This is a genomic window from Nocardioides hungaricus (genome assembly GCF_054782915.1).
On record NZ_BAAGRO010000035.1, the window covers coordinates 122312 to 146912 of the forward strand.

Below are 24601 nucleotides of genomic sequence, written 5' to 3' on the forward strand. Positions count from 1 at the left end.
GGTGCCGACGACCGACGTACTCGCCGGATGCCACGTGGCGTTCTTCAGCTGGCGGGACACCCGCAACCCCGAGGGCGGCGGTGCCGAACGGTACCTGGAGAGGATGGCCGCCGGCCTGGTCGAGCGCGGCTGCCGGGTCACGATCTTCTGCGCCGCCTACGCCGGCGCAGCGCCCGACGAGGTCGTCGACGGCGTCCGGTTCGTGCGCCGCGGCACCAAGCTCTCGGTCTACCCGCTGGGCATGTGGACGCTGCTGCGCCGCCGGCTCGGCCGCGTCGACGTCGTGGTCGACGTGCAGAACGGGCTGCCGTTCTTCACCCCCCTGGTGACCCGCAAGCCGGTGATCGTGCTCGTGCACCACGTGCACCGCGAGCAGTGGCCGGTCGTCTACCCCGGCCGCACCGGGCGGGTCGGCTGGTGGGTCGAGCGCTGGCTCGCGCCCCGGCTCTACCGGCGCAAGCAGTACGTCGCCGTGTCGCGCGCCACCCGCGCGGAGCTGCGCGAGCTGGGCGTCGCCGGCCCGCGGGTCGCGGTCGTGCACAACGGCGCCGACCCGGTCGTGAGCGTCGACGTGGGCAAGTCGCCGCACCCGTCGATCTGCGTCGTGGGCCGGCTGGTCCCCCACAAGCAGGTGGAGCACGCGGTCGACGCGGTCGCCGCGCTGCTGGAGGAGTTCCCGGACCTGCGGCTGCGGATCGTCGGCACCGGCTGGTGGGAGCCGGAGCTGCGCGACTACGCGGCGCCGCTCGTCGAGCGCGGCGCGGTGATCTTCGACGGCCACGTCTCCGAGGTGCGCAAGCAGGAGATCTACGCGGAGTCGTGGCTGATGGCGCTGCCCTCGCTCAAGGAGGGCTGGGGGCTGGTGGTGGGCGAGGCCGCCGCGCACCGGACCCCGGCGGTCGCCTACGCCGGCGCCGGGGGCACCCGCGAGTCGATCGTCGACGGGGTGTCCGGCGTACTCGTGGACACGCCGGCCGAGCTTACCGCGGCGCTCGGCGCGCTGTTGCGCGACGAGGCCGGCCGCCGGCGGCTGGCCGACGGGGCGCTGCGCCACAGCGCGGGCCTCTCGTGGGCGCACTCGCAGGCGGCGTTCGCGCACGTGGTCGCGGAGGCGCAGCGAGGCGTCCTGGTCAACGACCAGGACGCGACCGAGGACTGATCAGCCCCGGCTCACTCGGTGGAGCCGTACTCCAGCACCGGGTTCGAGACGTTGGCCGGGGACTTGTCGGGAGGGGCGGTCTGGCTGTTCACGAGACCGACGACGGTCGCGCCGGCGAGACCGCCGCCGACGAGCATGCTCGCGAACGTGATGATGATTGCCTGCACGTAACTTCCTCCCTCTCGTGCCGCCGAAACGGTATCACCCGAGTGGGCGCCTGACCCGGATTCGCGAGGTCACGATCTGGAACAGGTTCCACAGGCCGAGGAGGAGCAGGCCGGCGAACGCCGCCCAGCCCGCGCCGACCGCGAGCCGCCACCCCGCGGGCGTGTCGCGGGCCTCGACCGGGACGTCGAGCAGGGTGATCTCGAGGCCGGCGCCGTCGTGGACGACGGTCCCGGCGACCGCGCCGTCGTACACCTCCGAGGTCGGGGCCTCCCTGTCGCGCACGACCGCGCCGATGCCCAGGCCGGCCAGCGCGACCGCCCGGTCGCCGGCCTCCGGCAGGGCCAGCGCGGCGAGCACGTCGGGCCCGCGCGGGTCCTCCCCCACGATGACCCGGCCGTCGACGGCGAGCTGGTCGTTCACGACGTAGTTCGGCTCGAGGTAGCGCGGCAGCGGGTCGACCACCTTGCGGTCGTGGTTCCACGCCGGGGCGCGGTAGCTCGTGAACGGCAGCACCAGCAGGTCGCCCCGGCCCTCGCCCAGGCTCGCGCGGGCGGCGGCCCACTCGGCGGGGTAGTCGATAGGCCGCAGCGCGCCGCCGATCCCCCAGGCGGCGTCCGGGAGGAACGCGAGCGGCACCAGCGCCGCGGCGATCCCGATCAGCGCCCTCGACGCACGCTGGACGCACCGCCGGGCACACCACTGTGCACACCACTGTGCACACCACCGGGCGCCCTCGGCGACCGCCACCGCGGTCAGCGGGGCGCACAGCGCGAGCGAGCGGCTGCCGTCGCGGAGCAGGCCTCCGGCGGGGACCGTCTCGACCAGCCAGCCGACCGCGCCGGGCGCCGCCCACGACAGCACCGCGAGCAGGTAGCCGGCGAGCCACAGCCCGACCAGCGCGCCCGTCGTACGCCGCCCGAGCCGGCGCGCGAGCGGCCGGAGCCCGACCGCGGCCAGCGCGCCGAGCACCAGCGTCAGCGCGAGCGGCAGCACCAGCAGCTCGCGGGAGCCGGGCACCACCTCGGCGTTCCAGACACCGCCCAGGGTGAGCGCGGCGATCGGCGCGGGCAGCGGCCCCTCGGCGTCGAGCCCGAACACCGTCCCGGCGGTGCTCGACGTCGCGGTGCCCAGGTGCAGCAGGCCGGCCACCAGCCAGGGCGCGTTGGCCATGAGGACCAGGGCGACCAGCCGGCCGGCGTTGTCGCGGGTCGCGCCGACCGCGAGGAGCGTCGCGGCCGCCATCAGGCCGGCGTTGGCGGAGAGACTGCCGGCGAGCAGGAGGAACGGCAGGGCGGCCCCGATCCGCGGGTCGGCGCGCAGCCGGACGCCCGCGCGGACCAGCCACGGCAGCACCGCCCAGCACAGCAGGAGCGGCCAGTGCCCGATCCAGAGCCGCTCGACGACGTACGGGCTCCAGACGTAGCCGCTCACCGCGACCAGCCGCGCGACCGGCGAGCGGCCGGCGAGGGCGGCGGCGCCGAGGCCGCCGAGGACCAGCGCGCCGAGCAGAACGGCCTTCTGGAGCAGCATCCCCGGCACGACCTCGTCGAGGACCGCGACCACGGCGTCGGACGGCACCGCCCGCGGCAGGGCGGTCCCGAGGCCCAGGAAGTCGCCGCGCAGCGCGAGGTCGGGCACCCACACCATGTCGTAGGTGAGCAGGTAGCCGGGGCCGAGCGCGGGGCCGAGGAGCAGCACCGGGAGGGCGACCGCCCAGACGACCGGCGCGGCTCGCCGTACGGTTGCGGCACCACCCCCGGTCACGGCCGCGAGTCTCGCATACGCTTCGGTTCCGTGGCCCCTACCCGTCGCCTGACCCGGCTGCTTCGTGGGCTGCTCGGCGGCGGTGGCTCCATCGCGGTGGCGATGGCGGTCATGAACGTGGCGACGTACGGCTTCACGATGATCGCCGCGCGCCTGCTCGGCCCCCAGGCGTACGGCGCCTTCGCGAGCCTGATGGCGACGCTGCTCGTCATCACCGTGCTCCAGCTCGGCCTCCAGGCCACCGCGGCGCGGCGGATCGCGGCGGAGCCGGAGCACGTCGCGCAGATCGAGAGGACCATCCTCGGCGTCACCTACCGCGCGTCGATCGCGCTCGGCGCGCTGCTCGTGCTGCTCGCGCCGCTGGTGAACCTGGTGCTCCGGCTGGACAGCCTGCTCACCGCCCTGCTGCTGGCGTTCGTGTCGGTGCCGTTCACGGTGATGGGCGGCCAGGCCGGCATCCTCCAGGGCGAGCGCCGGTGGGGCGCGCTGGCGATCGTCTACGTGCTCAGCGGGGTGCCGCGCCTGGTGATCGGCACGCTGCTGGTCCTCTGGCACCCGAGCTCGTCGGTCGCGCTGCTCGGCACCGGCATCGGCGCCTGCGCGCCGGTCGTCGCCGGCTGGTGGCTCCTCCGCCGTCCGCGCGACCCCGGAGCGTCCAGCCAGGAGCACGGCTTCCGCCGGGTCATCGGGGAGTCGTTCCACAACTCCCAGGTGCTGCTCGCGTTCTTCGCGCTCTCCAACGCCGACATCGTGATCGCCCGCAACGTGCTCGACGAGCACGACGCCGGCCTGTACGCCGGCGGCCTGATCCTCACCAAGGCGGTGCTGTTCCTGCCGCAGTTCGTCGTCGTCGTCGCCTTCCCGTCGATGTCCACCGCCGCCGAGCGGCGGCGCGCCCTCACCGTGAGCCTGTCGCTGATCGCGGTGCTCGGCGCCGCCGTCACCGCCGGCTCGGCCCTGCTGCCGGACCTCGCGCTGGTCTTCGTCGGCGGCGAGCAGTTCGCGAGCATCGCCTCGCACCTGTGGATCTTCGCGATCCTCGGCACCGTCTTGTCCATGCTCCAGCTGCTCGTCTACTCCGTGCTCGCCCGCCGCGGCCAGCGCTCGGTCTACTTCGTGTGGGCGGCGTTCGCGACCCTGGTGCTGCTCGGCCTGACGACCACGTCCCTGCCCGGCCTGCTGTCGGTCGTGATCGGCGTCGACGCGGTGCTGCTGGCCGCGCTGCTGGCGATCAGCCTCTACGCGATCCGGCCGTCGTCAGTGGGCCGCGTCGTGCCAGCTCCGGCCGAAGCCGACTGACACGTCCAGCGGGACGGCGAGGTCGGCGGCGTTGCCCATGTGCTCGCGCACCAGGGTCTCCAGGGCCTCCTGCTCCCCGGTCGCCACCTCGAACACGAGCTCGTCGTGGACCTGGAGCAGCATCCGGGACTTCAGGCCGGCGGCGGCGATCTCCCGGTCGACGTTGAGCATCGCGATCTTGATGATGTCGGCGGCCGAGCCCTGGATGGGGGCGTTGAGCGCCATCCGCTCGGCCATCTCACGGCGCTGGCGGTTGTCGCTGGTGAGGTCGGGCAGGTAGCGGCGGCGTCCCTCGATCGTCTCGGTGAAGCCGGTCCTGCGGGCCTCCTCGACGACGCCGCCGAGGTAGTCGCGGATGCCGCCGAAGGTCTGGAAGTACTCGTCCATCAGCCCGCGCGCCTCGGCCGGCTCGATGCCGAGCTGCTGGCTCAGGCCGAACGCGGACAGGCCGTAGGCGAGGCCGTAGTTCATCGCCTTGATCTTCGCCCGCATCTCGACGGTGACGTCGTCGGCCGGGACGCCGAAGACCCGGGCGGCGGTGATCGAGTGGAAGTCGCGGCCGGACCGGAACGCCTCGATCAGCAGGTCGTCCTCGGAGAGGTGCGCCATGATCCGCATCTCGATCTGGCTGTAGTCGGCGGTCATCAGCGACTCGAACCCGGCGCCCACGACGAAGGCCTCCCGGATCCGGCGGCCCTCCTCGGTGCGGATCGGGATGTTCTGGAGGTTCGGGTCGGTGCTGGAGAGCCGGCCGGTCGCCGCGATCGTCTGGTTGAACGTCGTGTGGATGCGCCCGTCGCCGGCGACCGTCTTGAGCAGCCCCTCGATGGTCTGCCGCAGCCGGGACACGTCGCGATGGCGCAGCAGGTGCAGCAGGAACGGGTGCTCGGTCTTCACGTACAGCGCCTGCAGCGCGTCGGCGTCGGTGGTGTAGCCGGTCTTGGTGCGCTTGGTCTTCGGCATGCCGAGCTCGTCGAAGAGCACCCCCTGGAGCTGCTTGGGCGAGCCGAGGTTGATCTCCTTGCCGATCACCGCGAACGCCTCCGCGGCGGCGCCCCGCACCTCGGTCGCGAAGTGACCCTCCAGCGCCTCGAGGTGGTCGGTGTCGACCGCGATGCCGGTCTGCTCCATCCGCGCCAGCAGGTCGACCAGCGGCAGCTCGATGTCGTTGAGCAGGCGGGTGCCGCCGCGCTCCTCGAGCTCCTCGTCGAGCGCCGCGGCCAGGTCGAGGACGGCCCGCGCGTGCAGCATCTCCACCTCGCCGGCGCTGGGCCCGTCCACGGCCTCTGCGATGCCGTCGAGGCTGAGCTGGCCGTCGTCGGCGCCGCCCTGCCTGAGCTCGCGCTTGAGGTAGCGGACGGTCAGGTCGGCGAGGTCGTAGGAGCGCTGGTCCGGGCGGGCGAGGTACGCCGACAGCGCGGTGTCGCGGTCGAGGCCGGCCAGCGGGAGGCCCCACGCCGCGAGCGCGAGCATCGGGCCCTTGGCGTCGTGCAGCACCTTGGGCTGCTCCGGGTCCGCGAGCCAGGCCGCGAGGGCCGCCTGGTCGGCCGGGTCGAGCTGGTCGGCCGCGATCCAGGCGGCGGCGCCGTCGGTGGTCGCGAGCGCGAGGCTGGTCACGTCGCCGGTGCCGCCGCCCCAGCGGCCGACCACGTGGAGGCCGACCCGCTCGCCGGCGGCGTTCTGCTCGAGCCAGCCGGGGAGCTGGCCGGACGAGAGCACCGTCATCGCCACGTCGAACCCGGAGTCGTCGATGTCCTCCTCCGAGGTCAGCGTCTCGAACAGCCGGTCGCGCAGCACCCGGAACTCCAGGCCGTCGAAGAGCGTGTGGACCTCCTGGCGGTCCCACGGGCGCAGGGCCAGATCGGCGGGGGTCAGGTCGAGCGGCAGGTCGCGCACCAGCGCGTTGAGCTGGCGGTTGCGGATCACCTCGCCGAGGTGCTCGCGCAGCGCCTCGCCCTTCTTGCCGGTGATCTCGTCGGCGTGGGTGATGACGTTGTCGAGGCCGTCGTACTGGTTGATCCACTTGGCGGCGTAGCCCTGCCCGACGCCCGGGACGCCGGGCAGGTTGTCGGAGGTCTCCCCCACGATGGCGGCCAGCTCGGGGTAGCGGGCCGGCGGCACGCCGTACCTCTCCTCGACGGCGGCGGGCGTCATCCGGGCCAGGTCGGAGACGCCGCGCATCGGGTAGAGGACCGTCGATCGCTCGGTCACCAGCTGGAGGGAGTCCCGGTCGCCGGTGAGGATCAGCACCTCCATCTCCTCGTCCTCGAGGGCCCGCGTGACGAGGGTGGCGATGATGTCGTCGGCCTCGTAGCCGTCCTTCTTCAGGAACGGGATGTTGAGGGCGCCGAGCACCTCCTCGATCAGCGGCAGCTGGCTGCTGAACTCCGAGGGCGTCTTGTTGCGCTTGGCCTTGTAGTCGGCGTACTGCTCGAGCCGGAAGGTCTGCCGCGAGACGTCGAACGCGACGCCGACGTGGGTCGGCTGCTCGTCGCGGAGGACGTTGATGAGCATCGAGGTGAAGCCGTAGACCGCGTTGGTGTGCTGCCCGGTGGTCGTCGAGAAGTTCTCGACCGGCAGCGCGAAGAACGCGCGGTAGGCCAGCGAATGTCCGTCGAGCAGCAGCAGGCGGGGCACCCTCGGAGCCTAGTCCCCGCCGCCGACAGGCAGGATGGCCCCATGAGCGACCCGCTGACGATGGAGCAGTTCCTCGCCGACATGCCGCACGGCATGGGCGGCCTCAACGAGAGGCTCGGCGTGGAGATCGTGGAGTTCTCCGCCGAGCGCGTGGTCGGGACCATGCCGGTCGAGGGCAACACCCAGCCCTATGGACTGCTCCACGGCGGCGCCTCCGTCGCCCTCGCCGAGACGCTCGGCTCGATCGGGTCCGCGGTCCACGCCCTCCCCGACCGGCTGCCGGTCGGCATCGAGATCAACGCGACCCACCACCGCTCCGCCACGTCCGGCACCGTCACCGGTACGGCGACCGCGATCCACCTGGCACGCACCACGGCGACGTACGACGTCGTCATCACCGACGACCGCGGCCGGCGGCTCTGCACCAGCCGGATCACCTGCGCGCTGATGCCCCGCGAGCGCTACGCGCCCTGACCGCGACTCGGCGCAACTTGCCCGCCACAAGGGCGCGACTCGGCGCAACTTGCCCGCCACAAGGGCGCGACTCGGCGCAACTTGCCCGCCGCCCGGGCAAGACGCGCCGACTCAGCACCCCCAGCCGGGCAAGACGCGCCGAGTCGGCGGGGTCAGCCCTCGGCAGAGGCGCGGGCGCGGGAGCGGCGCAGCGAGCGGCGGGCGGCGAGCACCTGGGTGAGCTGGCGGCCGCCGGTCGAGGTGGCCGGGCGGCGATGCGAGGTGAGGCGCGAGCGCACCGCGTGGGTGGTGGCGACCCGGAGCACGGCGTAGGGGCCGAGCGCGATCCGGGCCATGAAGCGGTTGCCGTCGCGCGAGCCCGCGACGGCCGCGGTGGCGACGTGCCCGATGCCGAGCTCCTCGGCCCACGAGACGGCGGTGTCCATCAGCGCGCTGCCGATGCCGTGGCGCCGGAACCGGGGCAGCACGTGCGGCGAGAGGGCGCGGACGATCGGCTCCCGGTTCAGCGCGGACATGGTGGTGGCCTGCAGGTGGACCGCACCGGCGAACTCGCCGTCGTACTCCGCCACGACGATCCGCTCGTCGGGCGTGCCGTCGACGCGCGCGAGCACGGCCTCGACGTCCGCGACCTGGTCCGCCCGACCGGTCCGGCGCAGGACGTCGGTCCAGAGCTCCGCGAGGGGTGCGGCGTCCAACGGATCGGCCGCGCGCAGCGACACCAGCGAACGGGTCATGGGTCCAGGCCTTCCAGGTCAAGCGTGACGCGCCGCGCTTCCCGTCCCCCGGACGCGGCACCACTGCAGGAGACTACGCTCAGCCGCGCCGTTCTGTCAGAGGAGTCCCGTGATCATCGGTATCGGTACCGTCGTCAACGTCGTCGCCGTCCTCGTCGGCAGCACCGTCGGCGTCCTCCTCGGCAACCGGCTGCCCGGCCGGACCCGCGACGTGGTGACCGACGCACTGGGCCTGGTCACACTGCTGATCGCCGGTACGTCGGCGATGGCGGTCCTCGACGGCGACCTGGCCGACCAGGTCGGCTCGAGCGCCCCGATGCTGATCGTGCTCGGCGCGCTGCTCATCGGCGGGATCGTCGGATCGCTGCTGCGGCTGGAGTCCCGGGTGGAGGGCTTCGGCGGCTGGCTGCAGCGCCGACTCGCGGGCGAGGCGTCCAGCGCGGACCGGCGCCGGTTCATCGAGGGCTTCGTGGTCTCGTCGCTGGTCTTCTGCACCGGTCCGCTGACGATCCTGGGGTCGCTCGACGACGGGCTGGGGAACGGCGCGGAGCAGCTCGTCCTCAAGTCCGCGCTCGACGGCTTCGCGGCGATCGCGTTCGCGGCGTCGTTCGGCTGGGGCGTGGCCGCCAGCGCGATCACGATCGTGGCCGTGCAGGGCTCGCTGACCCTGCTCGGGCTCGCCATCGGCGACGTACTCCCGGACGCCCACCTGGCCGCGATCACCGCCACCGGCGGCCTGCTGCTCGTGGGCGTGGCGCTGCGCCTCTTGCGCATCCGGGAGATCCCCGTCGCCGACCTGCTGCCGGCGCTGCTGGTCGCCCCGATCCTCGTCCAGGTCGTCGCGACCGTGCGCTGAGACGACACTCCCGCGGGACGAGCCCGTCGATCAGAGGTCGCCGCCGAGGTACGCCGCGCGCACCGACTCGTCGCCGGCGAGCTTGGCGCCGGTGCCGGAGCGGACGATCTCCCCGGTCTCCAGCACGTACGCCTGATCGGCCGCCTTGAGCGCCTGCGCGGCGTTCTGCTCCACGAGCAGCACGGTGGTGCCCTGCTCGTTGATCTCCTTGATGATCGCGAAGATCTGCTGGATCAGCTTGGGGGCCAGCCCCATCGACGGCTCGTCGAGCAGCACCAGCCGCGGGCGGGCCATCAGCGCGCGTCCGATCGCCAGCATCTGCTGCTCGCCGCCCGACAGCGTGCCGGCGACCTGCGTGATCCGCTCCTGCAGCCGGGGGAAGAGCCCGAGCGCGCGGTCCAGGTCGGCGGCCATCGCGGCCTTGTCCCGGCGCGCGTAGGCGCCCATGTCGAGGTTCTCGCGCACCGTCATGCCCGGGAAGATCCCGCGACCCTCGGGTGACTGGCTCAGTCCGAGCTTCACCCGCTCGTACGGCGGCAGGTGCGTGATGTCCTTGCCGTCGAAGACGACCCGGCCCTCACGCACCCGGCGCAGGCCGGACAGGGTCTTCATCGTCGTCGTCTTGCCGGCGCCGTTCGCGCCGATCAGGGTGACGACGGACCCCTCCTCGACGGTGAAGCCGATGTCGCGGATCGCCTCGATGTGGCCGTAGTTGACGCACAGCCCGTCGACCTCAAGAAGCATCTTCTTCGTCCACTCCGAGGTAGGCGGCGATGACGGCCGGGTTGTCGCGGATCTCCGCCGGGGTGCCCTCGGCGATCTTGCGGCCGAACTCGAGCACCACGATCCGGTCGGTGACGCCCATCACCAGGCGCATGTCGTGCTCGATCAGCAGCACCGTGATGCCCTGGTCGCGCACCTTGCGGATCAGCTCCATCAGCCGCTGCTTCTCCGCCGGGTTGAAGCCGGCGGCCGGCTCGTCGAGACAGAGCAGCTTGGGGTGCGTGGCCATCGCGCGGGCGATCTCCAGCCGGCGCTGGTCGCCGTACGAGAGGTTCTCGGCCAGCTCGTCGGCCCGGCCGCGGACGCCGACGAAGTCCAGCAGCTCGAGCGCCTCCTCCCGGGCCGCCGCCTCGGTACGCCGGTGCAGCGGCGTACGGAACAGCGCGTTGAGCAGCCCCACCCTGCTGCGGGCGTCGGCACCGACCATCACGTTCTCCAGCGCGGTCATGGCCCGGAAGAGACGGATGTTCTGGAACGTGCGCGCGATCCCGAGCTTGGTGATCCGGTGTCGCTTCATCCTCGCCAGCCGGGTCCCGGCGAAGCGGATCTGGCCGCTGGTCGGCTGATAGACGCCGGTCATCACGTTGAAGCACGTGGTCTTGCCCGCGCCGTTGGGCCCGATCAGGCCGAGGATCTCGCCCTCCTCGATGTCGAACGACACCGAGTCGAGGGCGGTCACGCCACCGAACCGGATCGTGACGTCGTCGACCTCGAGCAGCGCCGAGCGGGTGGGGTTCTCAGACATCGACCGGCTCTCCTTCCAGCTCGTCGATCTTCTCCTGGGCCGCGATCGCGCGCCTGGTCCGGCGCGGCGGCAGCAGGCCCTGCGGCCGCCAGATCGCCAGCAGCATCAGCGCCAGGCCGAAGAACATCAGTCGGTAGTCGGCGAAGTCGCGGAACCGCTCGGGCAGGTAGGCGACGATGGCGCCGCCGAGGATCGCACCCCAGCGGTTGCCGGCCCCGCCGACGATGACCGCGGCCACGAAGAGCATCGACAGCAGCAGCGGGAAGCTCTGCGGGTTGATGTAGCCGCTCTGGCTGCTGGCGTAGAACGAGCCGGAGAGCCCGCCGATCGCCGCGCCCATCGCGAACGCGAGCAGCTTGTAGCGGAACGTCGGCACGCCCATCAGCTCGGCGGCGTCCTCGTCCTCCCGGGTCGCCTCCCATGCCCGGCCGACGCGGCTGGACAGGATCATCTTGTCGGCGACGAAGACGAGGATCAGGACCGTCAGCACCAGCCAGTAGTAGGGCACGGCGTCGAGCGCACCGAAGGTCAGGAAGTGGGTCTGGCGCTCACGGTCGATCGAGGGCACCAGGCCGTTCCACTCCAGGCGCGGGATCGCGAACCAGCCGCCCGGGTCGTACGGCGGCTTCGGCTCGGGGCCGAGGTTGTTCGGGTGCGGGATGTTCTTGATGCCTGCGGCCGCGCCCAGCCACTCGACGTTGGTCACCGTGATCCGGATGATCTCTCCGAACCCGAGCGTGACGATGGCCAGGTAGTCACCGCGCACGCGCAGGGTGGGTGCACCCAGGATCACGCCGGTCAGCATCGTGACGGCGATGGCGAGCGGCAGCGCCAGGAAGAACGGCCAGGAGAAGTGGTACGTCGTCAGCACGGCCGTCGTGTAGGCCCCGACGCAGTAGAACCCGACGTACCCGAGGTCCAGCAGGCCGGCGTAGCCGATGACGATGTTGAGCCCGAGCGCGACCAGCGCGAACGCGATGACGCGGAACATCACGCCGCCGAAGTCGATGCTGGTCGTCGTCACGACCGGCGGTCGCAGGAGCGGCAGTGCGTAGACGAGGACCAGCAGCAGCGTGACGACGAGGACCTTGAAGATCCTGGGCTGGGCGCTGTACCGGTCGACCAGACGGTTCCAGCCGTCTCCGATGCGTCCGGACATCACGCACGCGCCTTTCCGAGGGACTCGCCCAGGATGCCGGATGGACGGACCAGGAGGATCAGGACCAGCAGCACGAACGAGACGACGTCTCGCCACTGGTTGCCGAAGACGGCCGCGCCCCAGTTCTCCATGACGCCGAGGACCAGCCCGCCGAGCAGGGCGCCGCGCAGGTTGCCGATGCCGCCCATGACCGCGGCGGTGAACGCCTTGACGCCGAGGAGGAAGCCGGCGCTCTGCTTGGTCGAGCCGATCTTCATCATGTACAGGGTCGCGGCGACGCCCGCCGCGAGGCCGCCGATGAGGAAGGTGATCTGCACGACCCGGTTCGAGTTGACGCCCATCAGGGCCGCGGACTCCGGGTCCTGGGCCACCGACCGGATGCCGCGGCCGAACCGCGTACGGCGCACGAGCTGGTCGAGGACCACCATCATCACCAGGGCCGCGACGATGATCGTCAGGTCCACGTCGGTGACCGTGTAGCCGCCGATGTCGAACAGGCCGCGTGGCTGGATCGCCACCGGGTTGGAGTAGACGTCACGCGCCTTGTCGGGGCTGACGTAGTCGGCCAGCTTGCCGTCCAGCCCGACCCAGCCGGCCAACCGGTCGCGCAGCCCCATCGCCTCGGCCAGCGCGAAGGACGCGCCGATGGCCGAGATCAGGCAGATCAGCTTCGGCGCGCCCTTCTTGATCAGCGGCCGGTAGGCGACGCGCTCGAGCAGCAGCGCGATGAGTGCCGACATCGCCATGGCCGCGACCAGCGCGACCAGCAGGGTCGGTGCGGCCCTCCCGAGGCTCCACGTCGCCGAGCCGGTGCCGTGCAGGAGCACGAAGACCCACGCCACGGCGAAGGTCCCGTACATGAAGACCTCTGAGTGGGCGAAGTTGATGAGCTGCAGGACGCCGTACACCATCGTGTAGCCCAGGGCGATGAGCGCGTAGATCGCGCCGAACACCAGGCCGCCGACGGTGAAGCTGAGGAAGCTGTCGAAGCTGCCGAAGAGGGCACCGAAATCCAAGGGAGGTCTCCTCCGTCGAGCTGATGGGCTGCGGCCGGGCGACTCCCCGGCCGCAGCCCGTGTCAGTGCCGCAGGCGATCGGGACTAGGAGATCGCCTGCGGGTTCTCGACGTCCAGCTTGCCGTCCTTGACGAAGTAGGCGTAGATCTTCGACTCCTTGATGTCGCCGTTCTCGTCGAAGGCGATCGGGCCGCTGATGCCGTCGCCGGTGTAGCTGCCGATGAAGTTGTTGATCTCCTCCGGCGTCGAGGCGCCGTCCTGGAGCGCGGCGAGGAAGATGTTCGCCGCGTCGTAGGACTGGGTGGCGTACAGGCCCGAGGCGCTGAAGCCCGACGGCGGCGGGCCGGCGGGGGCCGAGAGGACAGCTCCCTCCGCGGCGTCGGCACCGGCGACCTTCACGAAGCTCGGGTCCTCCGAGCCGTCACCCGACATGAAGGTGCCCGTGAAGCCGCCCTGGCGCAGCGCCTTGGCGAGCAGGCCCGCCTCGGTGTAGTAGCCACCGTAGAAGACCGCGTCGGCACCGGAGGCCTTGACCTTGGTGACGGCGGCCGACATGTCGGTCTGGCCGACCGAGATCTGGTCCGAGTCGACGAGCGCGCTGCCCAGCGCCTCCTTGACCGTGCCGGCGAGGCCCTTGCTGTAGTCCTGGCCGTCGTCGATGACGAAGACCTTGGTCGCGCCGGCGGTGCCGGTCAGGTACGCCGCGTCGGCCTTGCCCTGGGCGTCGTCGTTGCCGATGACGCGGTGCCAGGTGGTCCAGCCCTGCTGGGTGATCGTGACGTTGGTGGCCGATGGGGAGATCGACGGCAGACCGGCCTCGAAGAAGGTCTTGCCGGTCGCGAGCGACTCACCGGAGAACCCGGGACCGATCAGGCCGAAGATGGTGTCGTCGTTGACGATCTGGGTGGCCAGGCCCGGCGCGGTGTCAGGGCTGCCCTGCGAGTCGAACGTCTTCAGGCTGACCTGGCAGTCGGGGTTCTTGTCGTTGTACTCCTTCAGCGCCAGGTCGATGCCACCGACCATGTTCTGGCCGAGCGCACCGGCGTCGCCGGTGAGGGCGCCCATGAAGGCCAGGCTCTTGCCACAGAGGTCGCTGGTGCTGGTGCCCGAGCTCGGACCGCCCTCAGCCCCCTCACTGCCGCCGGAGTCGCTGCCGCAGGCGCTGAGCATCAGACCCGTGGCGGCCACGGCGGCCAGCACTCGGGCCGACTTGGTGAAGCGAATCATGGAAGTCCCTCCAATCAGACTCATGGACTCCGCACCGGACGGCTCGGAGAATGAAGTGTCGATCGCGGACAACCTAGTGGCTCGGGACGCGTTCGCCGCAAGGTTTGTCCCGCCCATGTCGTCACGTTGTCGATTTGTGACCTTCAGGGGCGCGCGGCGGCCGTCGGGCCCCGCCTCGCGCCGTGCCACCGCGCGGGTCAGCCCGCGATGCCCGGGCCGTGCTCGATCACGCCGTCGGCGACCTGACGCATCGACAGCCGCAGGTCCATCGCGGTCTTCTGGATCCACCGGAACGCCTCCGGCTCGGAGAGCGAGAGCTCCTTCTGGAGCACACTCTTGGCGCGGTCGACCGCCTTGCGGGTCTCGATCCGCTCGGTCAGGTCGGCGACCTCGGCCTCCAACATGGCCAGCTCGGCGAACCGGCTCACGGCCATCTCGATCGCGGGCACCAGGTCGGACTGGGTGAACGGCTTCACCAGGTAGGCCATCGCCCCGGCGTCGCGGGCCCGCTCGACCAGGTCGCGCTGGGAGAACGCCGTGAGGATGACGACCGGGGCGATCCGCTGCCCCGCGATCCGCTCGGCCGCGGCGATCCCGTCGAGCACCGGCATCTTCACGTCCAGGATCACCAGGTCGGGACGCAGCTCCTCGGCCAGTGCGACGGCGGTCGCGCCGTCGCCGGCCTGGCCGACGACCTGGTAGCCCTCCTCGGCGAGCATCTCGGCGAGGTCCATCCGGATCAGCACCTCGTCCTCGGCGATGACGACGCGGCGGCTCGACGCTGCCGCCTCGGGGCGCACGGGCTGGCTCACGGGCAGCAGGGTAACCGGCTCCCCTCCGGCGTACCCGGCCGGCTCGGCGGGCCGGTCCCCTTCGGATAGGGTTCCTTTGCTCTTGGCCCCGGTAGCCCAACGGCAGAGGCGATGCTCTCAAACAGCATTCAGTGTGGGTTCGAATCCCACCCGGGGCACCCGGGGCACCTCGGCCTCGTCAGATGCACCCTCCCGCGAGAGGCAGCGCCAGCCCGCCCGCATCCAGCTCCTGCTCGATCAGAGTGGCGATCCGGTCGACATCGGCCTGAACGTCTCCCGCCACCTCGACGACGTCGCCTTGCTCCGCACGCAGAGTCATGATCATCAGCGCTGAACTCGAGTCCACACCGTCGATCGTGACCGTGGACGACAGCCCGGCGGCCGCGTGCGCGATCTTCGACGCAGGGCGGGCGTGGAGGCCGACCGAAGAGCCGACCTTCGCAGTCACCCTGGGCATGCGTCGTCCTTCACGGGTAGCGGATGGCAATGACCAGTCTTCACCATTCGGCGGCTGCCCGGGGCGCGGGCGGCGCCGTAGCCTGCTCCCATGGCGGGTGTCCGGGTGGCGGTCGTCGCGGCCGGGCCGCCTGACCGGCGTCACGCTGCCCGCGAGCAGCGGCGACCGCGACTGCCCCCAGCCGCTGCTGGCCAAGGAGCGTACGGTCGGGTCGTGACCACGGTGAACGTCGGCCAGGCGAAGACAGAGCTCTCCCGGTTGATCGCCCTCGCCCTGACCGGGGAGGACGTGCAGATCGCACGCGACGGCGTCCCGGTGGTGCGGCTGGTCGCACTCGAGACGGATCCGGGCGTCCGGTTCCTCGCCGCGAGCGGCTCGCTGGCGGGGGAGATCCGGATCGGCGACGACTTCGAGCTCACCGACGCCGAGCTCGACGAGATGCTCGGCCCCGTGAGGCTGCTCCTCGACACCCATGTCGTCCTCTGACACCCGTTCGACCGACTGAATCATCGCCCAGGCCATGATCGAAGGTCTGACCGTCGTCACGGCCGACACCCGCTTCCACGCCTACGAGATCCGACTGCTGGAGGCATGACTCCCGTCCTCGACCGGTGGCAACGGGAGTTCGTGGGGACGGATCGGGGGCCTCACCGGGGATCCACGATGGCGAGCACGCTCTCCTCGGGAGTGCCTGCGATGGGGACCTGTCCGGATGTCACGCCGTGCGTCAGGCGCTGCATGATCTCGTTGGCCGGCGCAGCGAGGCCCGCGAGACGTGCGAGCCGGACGATCTCGCCGCAGAGGTAGTCGACCTCGGTGGGCTGTCCTCTCGTCGCGCTCTGCCACAGCGAGCCGCCCGGGCGCGGGCCGTCGATGTCGTGCAGTTGCAGCAGGTCGGCGCGGCGCGCCTCGTCCTCGGCAGCCGATGCGTACTCGATCAGGTGATGGTCGAGTACCGATCGTGCCTCGTCCTGGAGCAAGTCGGTCAGCGGGCCTCCCCGAGCCGCCGGCCCGCAGACCGCCTCGACTGCGTTGCCGAGGTTGGTGATGAGCTTGGTGTACTTCCATCGGGCGATGTCCGCGACCGCTCGGGACGAGTAGCCGGCCGCCTGCCAATCACGCGCGATCGCCTCGCCGACCTCTGAGCTGCCGGACGGGTACCGGCCGACGTCCAAGATGCCGACCGTCGGTGCGGAGTAGGCGGCGACCACGCCGGGCTCCAGGTGGAGCGTCGGGCACTGCACCAGGACCCCGTAGACGTTCGCGAACCATCGCAGCGCCTCGCGCTCGTTGCCGACGCCGTTCTGCGCGCAGACGACGTGGACACCGGGTGGGGCGGCGCCCGCCAGCTGGGACAGGACGGTGCCGGTGTCCTGGCTCTTCACCGCGATGACGACCACGTGGTCGTCGGCAAGGTCGATGTCGTCGACGCTCGACGACACGTCGAGCGGCACCCGACGATCGCCGTCCGGCCGACGCAGGAGCAGTCCGTGTCGTCGTACGGCGTCGGCGTGCGGGCCGGGCCGCGCCACCGCGACCACGTCGCTGCCCGACACGTGGAGCAGGCCGGCCAGCGTTCCACCGATCCCACCCAGGCCGACGATCACGTAGCGCACTGCGACCCCTCGCTGCGATGCATCTCGCCCTGACTCGAAACGCTCAGCTCGACCGGCGGTACGCCGGCGCCACCTCGTTGATCGCGTCGCCCATCCGGTGGATGCGCAGCGCGTTGGTGGAGCCGGGGATGCCCGGGGGCGAGCCGGCGATGATCACGACCAGGTCGCCCTCCTTGACCCGGCCGATCTGGAGCAGCTGCTCGTCGACCTGGCGGACCATCTCGTCGGTGTGCTCCACCGGCTGGGTCTTGAAGGTCTCGACGCCCCACGTCAGCGCCAGCTGCGAGCGCACCTGGGCGAGCGGGGTGAAGGCCAGGACCGGGATCGGGCCGCGGAGGCGGGACATCCGCTTGGCCGAGTCGCCGGACTGGGTGAACGCGACGACGTACGCGGCGCCGACGCGCTCGGCGACCTCGGCCGCCGCCTTGGCGATCACGCCGCCGCGGGTGTGCGGGTCCCAGTCGATCTCGGCGATCGTGCGGGCCCCCTCCGAGAGCGCGTGCTGCTCGGTGGCGGCGATGATCCGGGCCATCGTCTCGACGGTGTGCACGGGGTACTCCCCCACGCTGGTCTCGCCGGAGAGCATCACCGCGTCCGCGCCGTCGAGCACGGCGTTGGCGACGTCGGACGCCTCGGCCCGCGTCGGAGCCGGGTTGCTGATCATCGACTCGAGCATCTGGGTCGCGACGATGACCGGCTTGGCGTTGAGGCGGGCCTTCTCGACGATCCGCTTCTGCAGGAACGGCACGTCCTCGAGCGGGCACTCCACGCCGAGGTCGCCGCGCGCGACCATGAAGCCGTCGAAGGCCGCGATGATGTCGTCGAGGTTGTCGATCGCCTGCGGCTTCTCGATCTTGGCGATGACGGGCACACGCACGCCCATCTCGTCCATGACCCGCCGCACGTCGTCGACGTCCGCGGCGTCGCGCACGAAGCTCAGCGCGATGAAGTCGACGGTGAGCCCGAGCGCGAAGCGCAGGTCGCGCTCGTCCTTCTCCGACAGCGCCGGCACCGAGACCGCGACGCCGGGCAGGTTGATGCCCTTGTGGTCGCTGACCCTGCCGCCGACGAGCACCTCGGTGACGACGTCGGTCTCGTCGACCGCCGTCACCCGCAGTCGGACCTTGCCGTCGTCGATGAGCAGCGGGTCGCCGGGCTGCACGTCGCCGGGGAGTCCCGGGTACGTCGTACCGCAGATCGTGTCGTCGCCCGGCACGTCGCGGGTGGTGATGGTCCACTCCTGGCCGCGGCGCAGGACCACCGAGCCGTCGGCGAACGTCTCGAGGCGGATCTTGGGCCCCTGGAGGTCGGCGAAGATGCCGACCCCGTGGCCGCTGGCGTCGGAGGCCTCGCGCACGAGGCGGTATGCCTCGGCGTGGTCCTCGTGGCTGCCGTGGCTCATGTTCAGCCGGGCGACGTCCATCCCGGCGTACACGAGCTCGCGGATCCGCCGCGCGGAGGCGGTGGCCGGGCCGAGGGTGCAGACGATCTTGGCTCTACGCACGTGCCTCAGCCTACCGCGACTTTGATCGTTCAAATGATCAGCCTCCCGCCGGTTCAGACAACCAGGGGGCGCTCCGTGGGCGGGATCGGCGCCGGCAGCGTGGTCGACCCGGTGAGGTAGCGGTCCACCGCGGCGGCGGCGGCCCGGCCCTCGGCGATCGCCCACACGATCAGCGACTGGCCGCGGCCGGCGTCGCCGGCCACGAAGACCCCGTCGACCGAGGACAGGTAGGACGCGTCCCGCGCGACGTTGCCGCGCTCGTCGAGGTCGACGCCGAGCTGCTCGACCAGGCCGTCGGTCTCCGGGCCGGTGAAGCCCATCGCGAGCAGCACCAGCTCCGCCGCGATCTCGCGCTCGGTGCCCTCGACCTCGGTGAACCTGCCGTCCTCGAAGGCCACGTCGACGAGCCGCAGCGCGCGGACGTTGCCCTGCTCGTCGGCGAGGAACTCCTTGGTCGAGACGGCGTAGACCCGGTCGCCGGCCTCCTCGTGCGCCGAGGAGACCCGGAAGATCATCGGGTATGTCGGCCACGGCTGGCCCGCGGGCCGCCCCTCGGGCGGCTCGGGCATGATCTCCAGCTGCGTGATCGACGCGGCACCCTGCCGGGTGGACGTGCCGAGGCAGTCCGCACCGGTGTCGCCGCCGCCGATGATGACGACGTTCTTGCCGGTGGCAGTGATCTGGCCTTCGACCTCCTCGCCGAGCGCGACCCGGTTGGCCTGCGGGAGGAACTCCATCGCCTGGTGGATCCCGCCGATCTCCCGGCCGGTGGCCGGCAGGTCACGGGCGGCGGTCGCGCCGATCGCGAGCACGACGGCGTCGTACCGCTCCCTGAGCCGGTCGCCGGTGAGCTCGCCGCCGACGTCGACGCCGGCGCGGAAGACCGTGCCCTCCCTTCGCATCTGCTCCAGGCGCTTGTCGAGGTACTGCTTCTCCATCTTGAACTCGGGGATGCCGTAGCGGAGCAGGCCGCCGATCTTGTCGGCGCGCTCGTAGACCGCGACCGTGTGGCCGGCGCGGGTGAGCTGCTGCGCGGCGGCCAGACCGGCGGGGCCGGAGCCGATCACCGCGACGGTGCGGCCCGAGAGCCACTCGGGCGGCTGGGGCCGGACCAGGCCGGACTCCCACGCCCGGTCGATGATCGCGACCTCGACGTTCTTGATCGTCACCGGATCCTGGTTGATGCCCAGCACGCAGGCGGTCTCGCAGGGCGCCGGGCAGAGCCGGCCGGTGAACTCCGGGAAGTTGTTGGTCGCGTGCAGGCGCTCGATCGCGCCCTCCCAGTCGTCGCGCCAGACCAAGTCGTTCCACTCCGGGATGAGGTTCCCGAGCGGGCAGCCCTGGTGGCAGAACGGGATGCCGCAGTCCATGCAGCGGCCCGCCTGGGTGCCGATGATCGGGAGCAGCGCGCGGCCGGCGCTGCCCGGGTAGACCTCGTTCCAGTCCTTCACTCGCTCGTCCACCGGGCGCCGCTCGGCGACCTCCCGGCCGTGCTTGAGGAATCCGCGCGGGTCAGCCATGGAGTGCCTCCATCATCGCGTGGGCGGTCGCGTTCTCGTCGAGGCCGTCGGCCTCCGCCTTGGCCTTCGCCTCGAGGGACTTGCGGTAGTCGGTGGGCATGATCTCGGTGAACCTCGTCAGCGAGGTCTCCCAGTCGGCGAGCAGCGCCTCGGCGACCGTGGAGCCGGTCTCCTCGAGGTGCCCCCGGACCAGCTGCTCGAGCTCCGCGGCCGCGTCGCCGGTGACGGGGCCGAGCTCGACCAGCTCGGGGTTGACCCGCTGCTCCTCGAGGTCGAGCACCCAGGCGACGCCGCCGGACATGCCCGCGGCGAAGTTGCGGCCGGTCCTGCCGAGTACGGCGACGCGGCCGCCGGTCATGTACTCGCAGCCGTGGTCGCCCACGCCCTCGGTCACGGCCCGGACGCCGGAGTTGCGGACGCAGAACCGCTCGCCCACGCCGCCGCGGATGAAGATCTCGCCCGACGTCGCGCCGTAGGCGATCACGTTGCCGGCGATGATCTGCTCGCTCGCCTCGAACGTCGCCGCGCGGTCGGGCCGCACCACGATCCGGCCTCCGGAGAGCCCCTTGCCGAGGTAGTCGTTCGCGTCGCCCTCGAGCCGCAGCGTCATGCCCCTCGGCACGAACGCGCCGAACGACTGGCCCGCCGACCCGGTGAAGGTCAGGTCGATGGTGCCCTCGGGCAGCCCCTCGCCGCCGTACCTCTTGGTGACCTCGTGGCCCAGGATCGTGCCGACGGTGCGGTTGACGTTGCGGATCCGCACCTGCGCGCGGACCGGCTCGCCGCGCTCGAGCGCGTCCTTCGCGAGCGGGACCAGCTCGGTGACGTCCAATGCCCTCGCCAGGCCGTGCTCCTGCTGCTTGGTGCAGTGGAGGTCCTGCTCCGGGAAGGCATCGCGGTCGGGCTGGTGCAGGATCGGCGCCAGGTCGAGGCCGGCGGCCTTCCAGTGGTCGACCGCCCGCGTGGCGTCGAGGCTGGCGACCTGGCCGATCGCCTCGTCGAGCGAGCGGAAGCCGAGCCCGGCGAGCAGCTCGCGGACCTCCTCGGCGACGTACTCGAAGAAGTTGACGACGTACTCGGCCTTGCCGGAGTAGCGCTCGCGCAGCACCGGGTTCTGCGTCGCGACGCCCACGGGGCAGGTGTCGAGGTGACAGACCCGCATCATGATGCAGCCGGAGACCACCAGCGGGGCCGAGGCGAAGCCGTACTCCTCCGCGCCGAGCAGCGCGGCGACGACGACGTCGCGGCCGGTCTTGAGCTGGCCGTCGGTCTGCACGACGATCCGGTCGCGCAGGCCGTTGAGCAGCAGCGTCTGCTGGGTCTCGGCGAGGCCGAGCTCCCAGGGGCCGCCGGCGTGCTTGAGCGAGGTCAGCGGCGCCGCGCCGGTGCCGCCGTCGTGGCCGGAGATGAGCACCACGTCGGCGTGCGCCTTGGAGACGCCGGCCGCGACCGTGCCGACGCCGACCTCGGAGACCAGCTTCACGTGGATGCGGGCCCGCGGGTTGGCGTTCTTGAGGTCGTGGATCAGCTGCGCCAGGTCCTCGATCGAGTAGATGTCGTGGTGCGGCGGCGGGCTGATCAGGCCCACGCCCGGCGTCGAGTGCCGGGTCCGGGCCACCCAGGGGTAGACCTTGTTGCCGGGCAGCTGGCCGCCCTCGCCGGGCTTCGCGCCCTGTGCCATCTTGATCTGGATGTCGTCGGAGTTGGTGAGGTACTCCGCCGTCACGCCGAACCGGCCGGACGCGACCTGCTTGATCGAGCTGCGCCGCTCCGGGTCGTAGAGCCGCTCCGGGTCCTCGCCGCCCTCGCCGGTGTTGGACTTGCCGCCCAGCCGGTTCATCGCGATCGCGAGCGTCTCGTGCGCCTCCATCGAGATCGAGCCGTAGGACATCGCGCCCGTGGAGAACCGCTTGACGATCTCCGAGACCGGCTCGACCTCGTCGACCGAGATCGGCGGCCGGCCGGCCTCCTCGGCGCTCTTGAGCCGGAAGAGCCCGCGCAGCGTCATCAGCCGCTGCGACTGCTCGTCGACCCGCGCGGTGTACTGCTTGAAGACGTCGTAGCGGCCGCTGCGCGTGGCGTGCTGCAGCCGGAACACGGTCTCGGGGTCGAACAGGTGCGGCTCGCCCTCACGGCGCCACTGGTACTCGCCGCCGACCTCGAGCTCGCGGTGTGCCGGCGAGATGCCGCCGCGCGGGTACGCCGTGGCGTGCCGGCGTGCGACCTCCTCCGCGATCACGTCGAGCTCGATGCCGCCGAGCTTGGAGGTGGTGCCGGTGAAGTACTTGTCGACGACCACCTGCGAGAGGCCGACCGCCTCGAAGATCTGGGCACCGGTGTACGACGCGACCGTCGAGACGCCCATCTTCGACATCACCTTGAGCACGCCCTTGCCGAGCGCCTTGACCAGGTTGGCGACCGCCTTCTCGCCGTCGACCTTGACGTAGTAGCCCTCGCGCGCGAGGTCCTCGACGGACTCCATCGCGAGGTAGGGGTTGACCGCGGCGGCGCCGTACCCGACGAGCGTGGCGACGTGGTGGACCTCGCGGACGTCGCCGGCCTCGACGAGCAGGCCGACCTGGGTGCGGGTCTTCTCGCGGACCAGGTGGTGGTGCACGGCGCCGGTGAGCAGCAGCGACGGGATCGGCGCGAGCTCGGCGGTGCAGTGCCGGTCGGAGAGCACGATGACGCGGGCGCCCTCGGCGATCGCCGCGGACACCTCCGCGCAGATCTCGTCGATCCGCCGCGCCATCGCCGCGCCCCCGCCCTCGACCGGGTAGAGGCCCCGCGAGACGTGCGTGATGAAGCCCGGCATGTCCCCGTCGCGGTTGATGTGCCGGACCTTGGCCAGGTCGTCGTTGGAGATGACCGGGAACGGCAGCACGACCATCCGGCAGGACGCCGGCGTCGGCTGGAGCAGGTTGGCCTCCGGGCCGATGGTGCCGGCCAGCGAGGTGACGAGCTCCTCGCGGATGGCGTCCAGCGGCGGGTTGGTGACCTGCGCGAAGAGCTGGCTGAAGTAGTCGAACAGCAGCCGCGGCTTGTCGCTGAGCGCCGCGATGGGGGTGTCGGTGCCCATCGAGCCGATCGGCTCGGCACCGGTGTTCGCCATCGGGGTGAGCAGGACGCGGAGCTCCTCCTCGGTGTAGCCGAAGACCTGCTGGCGGCGGGTGACCGAGGCGTGTGTGTGCACGATGTGCTCGCGGTCCGGTACGTCGTCGAGGTGGATCAGGCCGGCGTGCAGCCACTCGTCGTACGGGTGCTCGGCCGCGAGCTCGGCCTTGACCTCCTCGTCCTCGATGATCCGGTGCTCGTCGGTGTCGACGAGGAACATCCGGCCCGGCTGGAGCCGGCCCTTGCGGACCACGGTCGCGGGGTCGAGGTCGAGGACGCCGACCTCGGAGGCGAGGACGACCAGGCCGTCGTCGGTGACCCAGTAGCGCGAGGGGCGCAGGCCGTTGCGGTCGAGGACCGCGCCGATCTGCGAGCCGTCGGTGAACACCACGCAGGCGGGGCCGTCCCAGGGCTCCATCATCGCGGAGTGGAACTCGTAGAAGGCGCGCCGCTTGGCGTCCATCTCGCCGTGGTTCTCCCACGCCTCGGGGATCATCATCAGCACCGAGTGCGGCAGCGAGCGGCCGCCCATGTGCAGCAGCTCGAGCACCTCGTCGAACGACGCGGAGTCGGACGCGCCGGGCGTGCAGATCGGGTAGAGCCGCTCGAGGTCGCCCGGGATCACGTCGGAGGCGAGCAGCGCCTCGCGGGCGCGCATCCAGTTGCGGTTGCCCATCACGGTGTTGATCTCGCCGTTGTGGGCGATGAACCGGAACGGGTGGGCCAGCGGCCAGCTCGGGAAGGTGTTGGTCGAGAAGCGAGAGTGGACGACGGCCAGCGCCGAGGTCACCCGCTCGTCGAGCAGGTCGGGGAAGAACCGGTCGAGCTGGTCGGTGGTCAGCATGCCCTTGTAGACCAGGGTCCGCGACGAGAGCGACGGGAAGTACGCGTCGGTCTCGTGCTCGACCCGCTTGCGCAGGCAGAAGGCCAGCCGCTCCAGCGCCATGCCGGTCACCCGCGAGCCGGAGCCCGCGACGAAGAGCTGGGCGAACGCCGGCATCACGCCGAGCGCCATGCCGCCGAGCTCGCCGGGGTCGGTGGGCACCTCGCGCCAGCCGAGGACGGTCAGGCCCTCCTCGGCCGCGATCTCCTCGACCCGGGCGCGGGTCTTGGCGACCTGCTCGTCGTCGCCGGGGAGGAACGCCGTGCCCACGGCGTACGCGTGCTGCGGCGGGAGCTCGAAGTCCACGACCGCGCGCAGGAACCCGTCGGGCACCTGGAGCAGGATGCCGGCGCCGTCGCCGGTGTTCTGCTCGGCGCCCGCGGCGCCGCGGTGGTCGAGGTTGCGCAGGGCGGTGATGCCCTGCTTGACGATGTCGTGGCTGGCGACGCCGGTCAGGGTGGCGACGAAGGCCACGCCGCACGCGTCGTGCTCGTGGCGGGGGTCGTACAGCCCTTGGGGCGGCGGGAATGCGTGCGAGTACGGCACCGGGCATTCTCCCGTCGTCTCTGCGCCGACAGGGCCCCACGACGTTGTCGGGCCGGCGCCGGCGGATCGGCAATGCGATGGAGCGGTGTTGCGGGGGACGACATTGGCCCTAGCGGAGAGTTCAGGCT

At 71.6% G+C, this 24601-nt stretch carries 20 protein-coding genes and 1 tRNA gene; 6 read left to right on the forward strand and 15 right to left on the reverse strand.

The window, feature by feature from the left end:
* Window position 1: 1 nt before the first annotated feature.
* Window positions 2-1159, forward strand: coding sequence for a glycosyltransferase family 4 protein (locus ACYVKX_RS15785; protein WP_460834270.1), 1158 nt, complete (start codon window positions 2-4; stop codon window positions 1157-1159).
* Between the two features lie 11 nt (window positions 1160-1170).
* On the opposite strand, the gene ACYVKX_RS15790 is transcribed toward ACYVKX_RS15785, so the two are convergent.
* Both ACYVKX_RS15790 and ACYVKX_RS15795 read right to left on the reverse strand, forming a co-directional pair.
* Complete coding sequence (locus tag ACYVKX_RS15790; protein WP_460834273.1) at window positions 1171-1326, reverse strand: hypothetical protein; 156 nt, start codon at window positions 1324-1326, stop codon at window positions 1171-1173.
* Window positions 1327-1360: 34 nt separating this feature from the next.
* Complete coding sequence (locus ACYVKX_RS15795; RefSeq protein ID WP_460834278.1) at window positions 1361-3091, reverse strand: hypothetical protein; 1731 nt, start codon at window positions 3089-3091, stop codon at window positions 1361-1363.
* A 30-nt stretch (window positions 3092-3121) separates the two neighbouring features.
* On the opposite strand from ACYVKX_RS15795, the gene ACYVKX_RS15800 reads away from it, so the two are divergent.
* Window positions 3122-4390, forward strand: a complete 1269-nt coding sequence (locus tag ACYVKX_RS15800; protein ID WP_460834281.1) for a lipopolysaccharide biosynthesis protein — start codon at window positions 3122-3124, stop codon at window positions 4388-4390.
* Here ACYVKX_RS15800 and polA read toward each other — a convergent pair.
* A complete protein-coding gene (gene polA / locus ACYVKX_RS15805) occupies window positions 4349-7027 on the reverse strand; it encodes a DNA polymerase I (RefSeq protein WP_460834283.1) in 2679 nt (892 codons plus the stop codon). The genes ACYVKX_RS15800 and polA overlap by 42 nt on opposite strands.
* 42 nt (window positions 7028-7069) lie before the next feature.
* On the opposite strand from polA, the gene ACYVKX_RS15810 reads away from it, so the two are divergent.
* Complete coding sequence (locus tag ACYVKX_RS15810; protein ID WP_460834286.1) at window positions 7070-7501, forward strand: PaaI family thioesterase; 432 nt, start codon at window positions 7070-7072, stop codon at window positions 7499-7501.
* Window positions 7502-7653: 152 nt separating this feature from the next.
* On the opposite strand, the gene ACYVKX_RS15815 is transcribed toward ACYVKX_RS15810, so the two are convergent.
* The gene (locus tag ACYVKX_RS15815) at window positions 7654-8235 is read right to left on the reverse strand and encodes a GNAT family N-acetyltransferase (protein WP_460834290.1); all 582 of its coding nucleotides are present in this window, start codon (window positions 8233-8235) and stop codon (window positions 7654-7656) included.
* A 109-nt stretch (window positions 8236-8344) separates the two neighbouring features.
* Here ACYVKX_RS15815 and ACYVKX_RS15820 point away from each other — a divergent pair, with 109 nt between their 5' ends.
* The gene (locus tag ACYVKX_RS15820) at window positions 8345-9091 is read left to right on the forward strand and encodes a DUF554 domain-containing protein (RefSeq protein ID WP_460834293.1); all 747 of its coding nucleotides are present in this window, start codon (window positions 8345-8347) and stop codon (window positions 9089-9091) included.
* Window positions 9092-9121: 30 nt separating this feature from the next.
* Here ACYVKX_RS15820 and ACYVKX_RS15825 read toward each other — a convergent pair whose 3' ends face one another.
* The 6 genes from ACYVKX_RS15825 to ACYVKX_RS15850 all read right to left on the reverse strand — a co-directional run bounded on the left by ACYVKX_RS15825 (window position 9122) and on the right by ACYVKX_RS15850 (window position 14833).
* Window positions 9122-9835 (reverse strand): ABC transporter ATP-binding protein, encoded by a 714-nt coding sequence (locus ACYVKX_RS15825; RefSeq protein ID WP_460834295.1) that lies wholly within the window; start codon window positions 9833-9835, stop codon window positions 9122-9124.
* A complete protein-coding gene (locus ACYVKX_RS15830) occupies window positions 9825-10619 on the reverse strand; it encodes an ABC transporter ATP-binding protein (RefSeq protein ID WP_460834299.1) in 795 nt (264 codons plus the stop codon). The genes ACYVKX_RS15825 and ACYVKX_RS15830 overlap by 11 nt, the downstream gene beginning before the upstream one ends.
* A complete protein-coding gene (locus ACYVKX_RS15835; protein ID WP_460834303.1) occupies window positions 10612-11778 on the reverse strand; it encodes a branched-chain amino acid ABC transporter permease in 1167 nt (388 codons plus the stop codon). The genes ACYVKX_RS15830 and ACYVKX_RS15835 overlap by 8 nt, the downstream gene beginning before the upstream one ends.
* A complete protein-coding gene (locus ACYVKX_RS15840; protein WP_460834306.1) occupies window positions 11778-12794 on the reverse strand; it encodes a branched-chain amino acid ABC transporter permease in 1017 nt (338 codons plus the stop codon). Before ACYVKX_RS15840 ends, ACYVKX_RS15835 begins: the two co-directional genes overlap by 1 nt.
* 84 nt (window positions 12795-12878) lie before the next feature.
* A complete protein-coding gene (locus ACYVKX_RS15845; RefSeq protein ID WP_460834308.1) occupies window positions 12879-14021 on the reverse strand; it encodes a branched-chain amino acid ABC transporter substrate-binding protein in 1143 nt (380 codons plus the stop codon).
* Between the two features lie 197 nt (window positions 14022-14218).
* Window positions 14219-14833 carry an ANTAR domain-containing response regulator gene (locus ACYVKX_RS15850; RefSeq protein WP_460834313.1) on the reverse strand — a complete coding sequence of 205 codons (615 nt, stop codon included), beginning with the start codon at window positions 14831-14833 and terminating at the stop codon, window positions 14219-14221.
* Between the two features lie 85 nt (window positions 14834-14918).
* Here ACYVKX_RS15850 and ACYVKX_RS15855 point away from each other — a divergent pair.
* A tRNA-Leu gene (locus ACYVKX_RS15855) sits at window positions 14919-14991 on the forward strand.
* Window positions 14992-15011: 20 nt separating this feature from the next.
* Here ACYVKX_RS15855 and ACYVKX_RS15860 read toward each other — a convergent pair.
* Window positions 15012-15290, reverse strand: a complete 279-nt coding sequence (locus ACYVKX_RS15860; protein WP_460834316.1) for an HPr family phosphocarrier protein — start codon at window positions 15288-15290, stop codon at window positions 15012-15014.
* 213 nt (window positions 15291-15503) lie between these two features.
* Here ACYVKX_RS15860 and ACYVKX_RS15865 point away from each other — a divergent pair, with 213 nt between their 5' ends.
* The gene (locus tag ACYVKX_RS15865) at window positions 15504-15776 is read left to right on the forward strand and encodes a type II toxin-antitoxin system Phd/YefM family antitoxin (protein ID WP_460834319.1); all 273 of its coding nucleotides are present in this window, start codon (window positions 15504-15506) and stop codon (window positions 15774-15776) included.
* 161 nt (window positions 15777-15937) lie between these two features.
* Here the strand turns inward: ACYVKX_RS15865 and ACYVKX_RS15870 are convergent, their stop codons facing one another.
* The 4 genes from ACYVKX_RS15870 to gltB are packed head-to-tail and all read right to left on the reverse strand — an operon-like array spanning window position 15938 to window position 24473.
* On the reverse strand, window positions 15938-16906 hold the full coding sequence (locus ACYVKX_RS15870; RefSeq protein WP_460834322.1) for a ketopantoate reductase family protein: 969 nt from the start codon (window positions 16904-16906) through the stop codon (window positions 15938-15940).
* A 43-nt stretch (window positions 16907-16949) separates the two neighbouring features.
* Window positions 16950-18410, reverse strand: coding sequence for a pyruvate kinase (pyk, locus tag ACYVKX_RS15875; RefSeq protein ID WP_460834325.1), 1461 nt, complete (start codon window positions 18408-18410; stop codon window positions 16950-16952).
* Window positions 18411-18463: 53 nt separating this feature from the next.
* A complete protein-coding gene (locus ACYVKX_RS15880; protein WP_460834328.1) occupies window positions 18464-19930 on the reverse strand; it encodes a glutamate synthase subunit beta in 1467 nt (488 codons plus the stop codon).
* On the reverse strand, window positions 19923-24473 hold the full coding sequence (gltB, locus tag ACYVKX_RS15885) for a glutamate synthase large subunit (protein ID WP_460834330.1): 4551 nt from the start codon (window positions 24471-24473) through the stop codon (window positions 19923-19925). Before gltB ends, ACYVKX_RS15880 begins: the two co-directional genes overlap by 8 nt.
* Window positions 24474-24601: the final 128 nt, after the last annotated feature.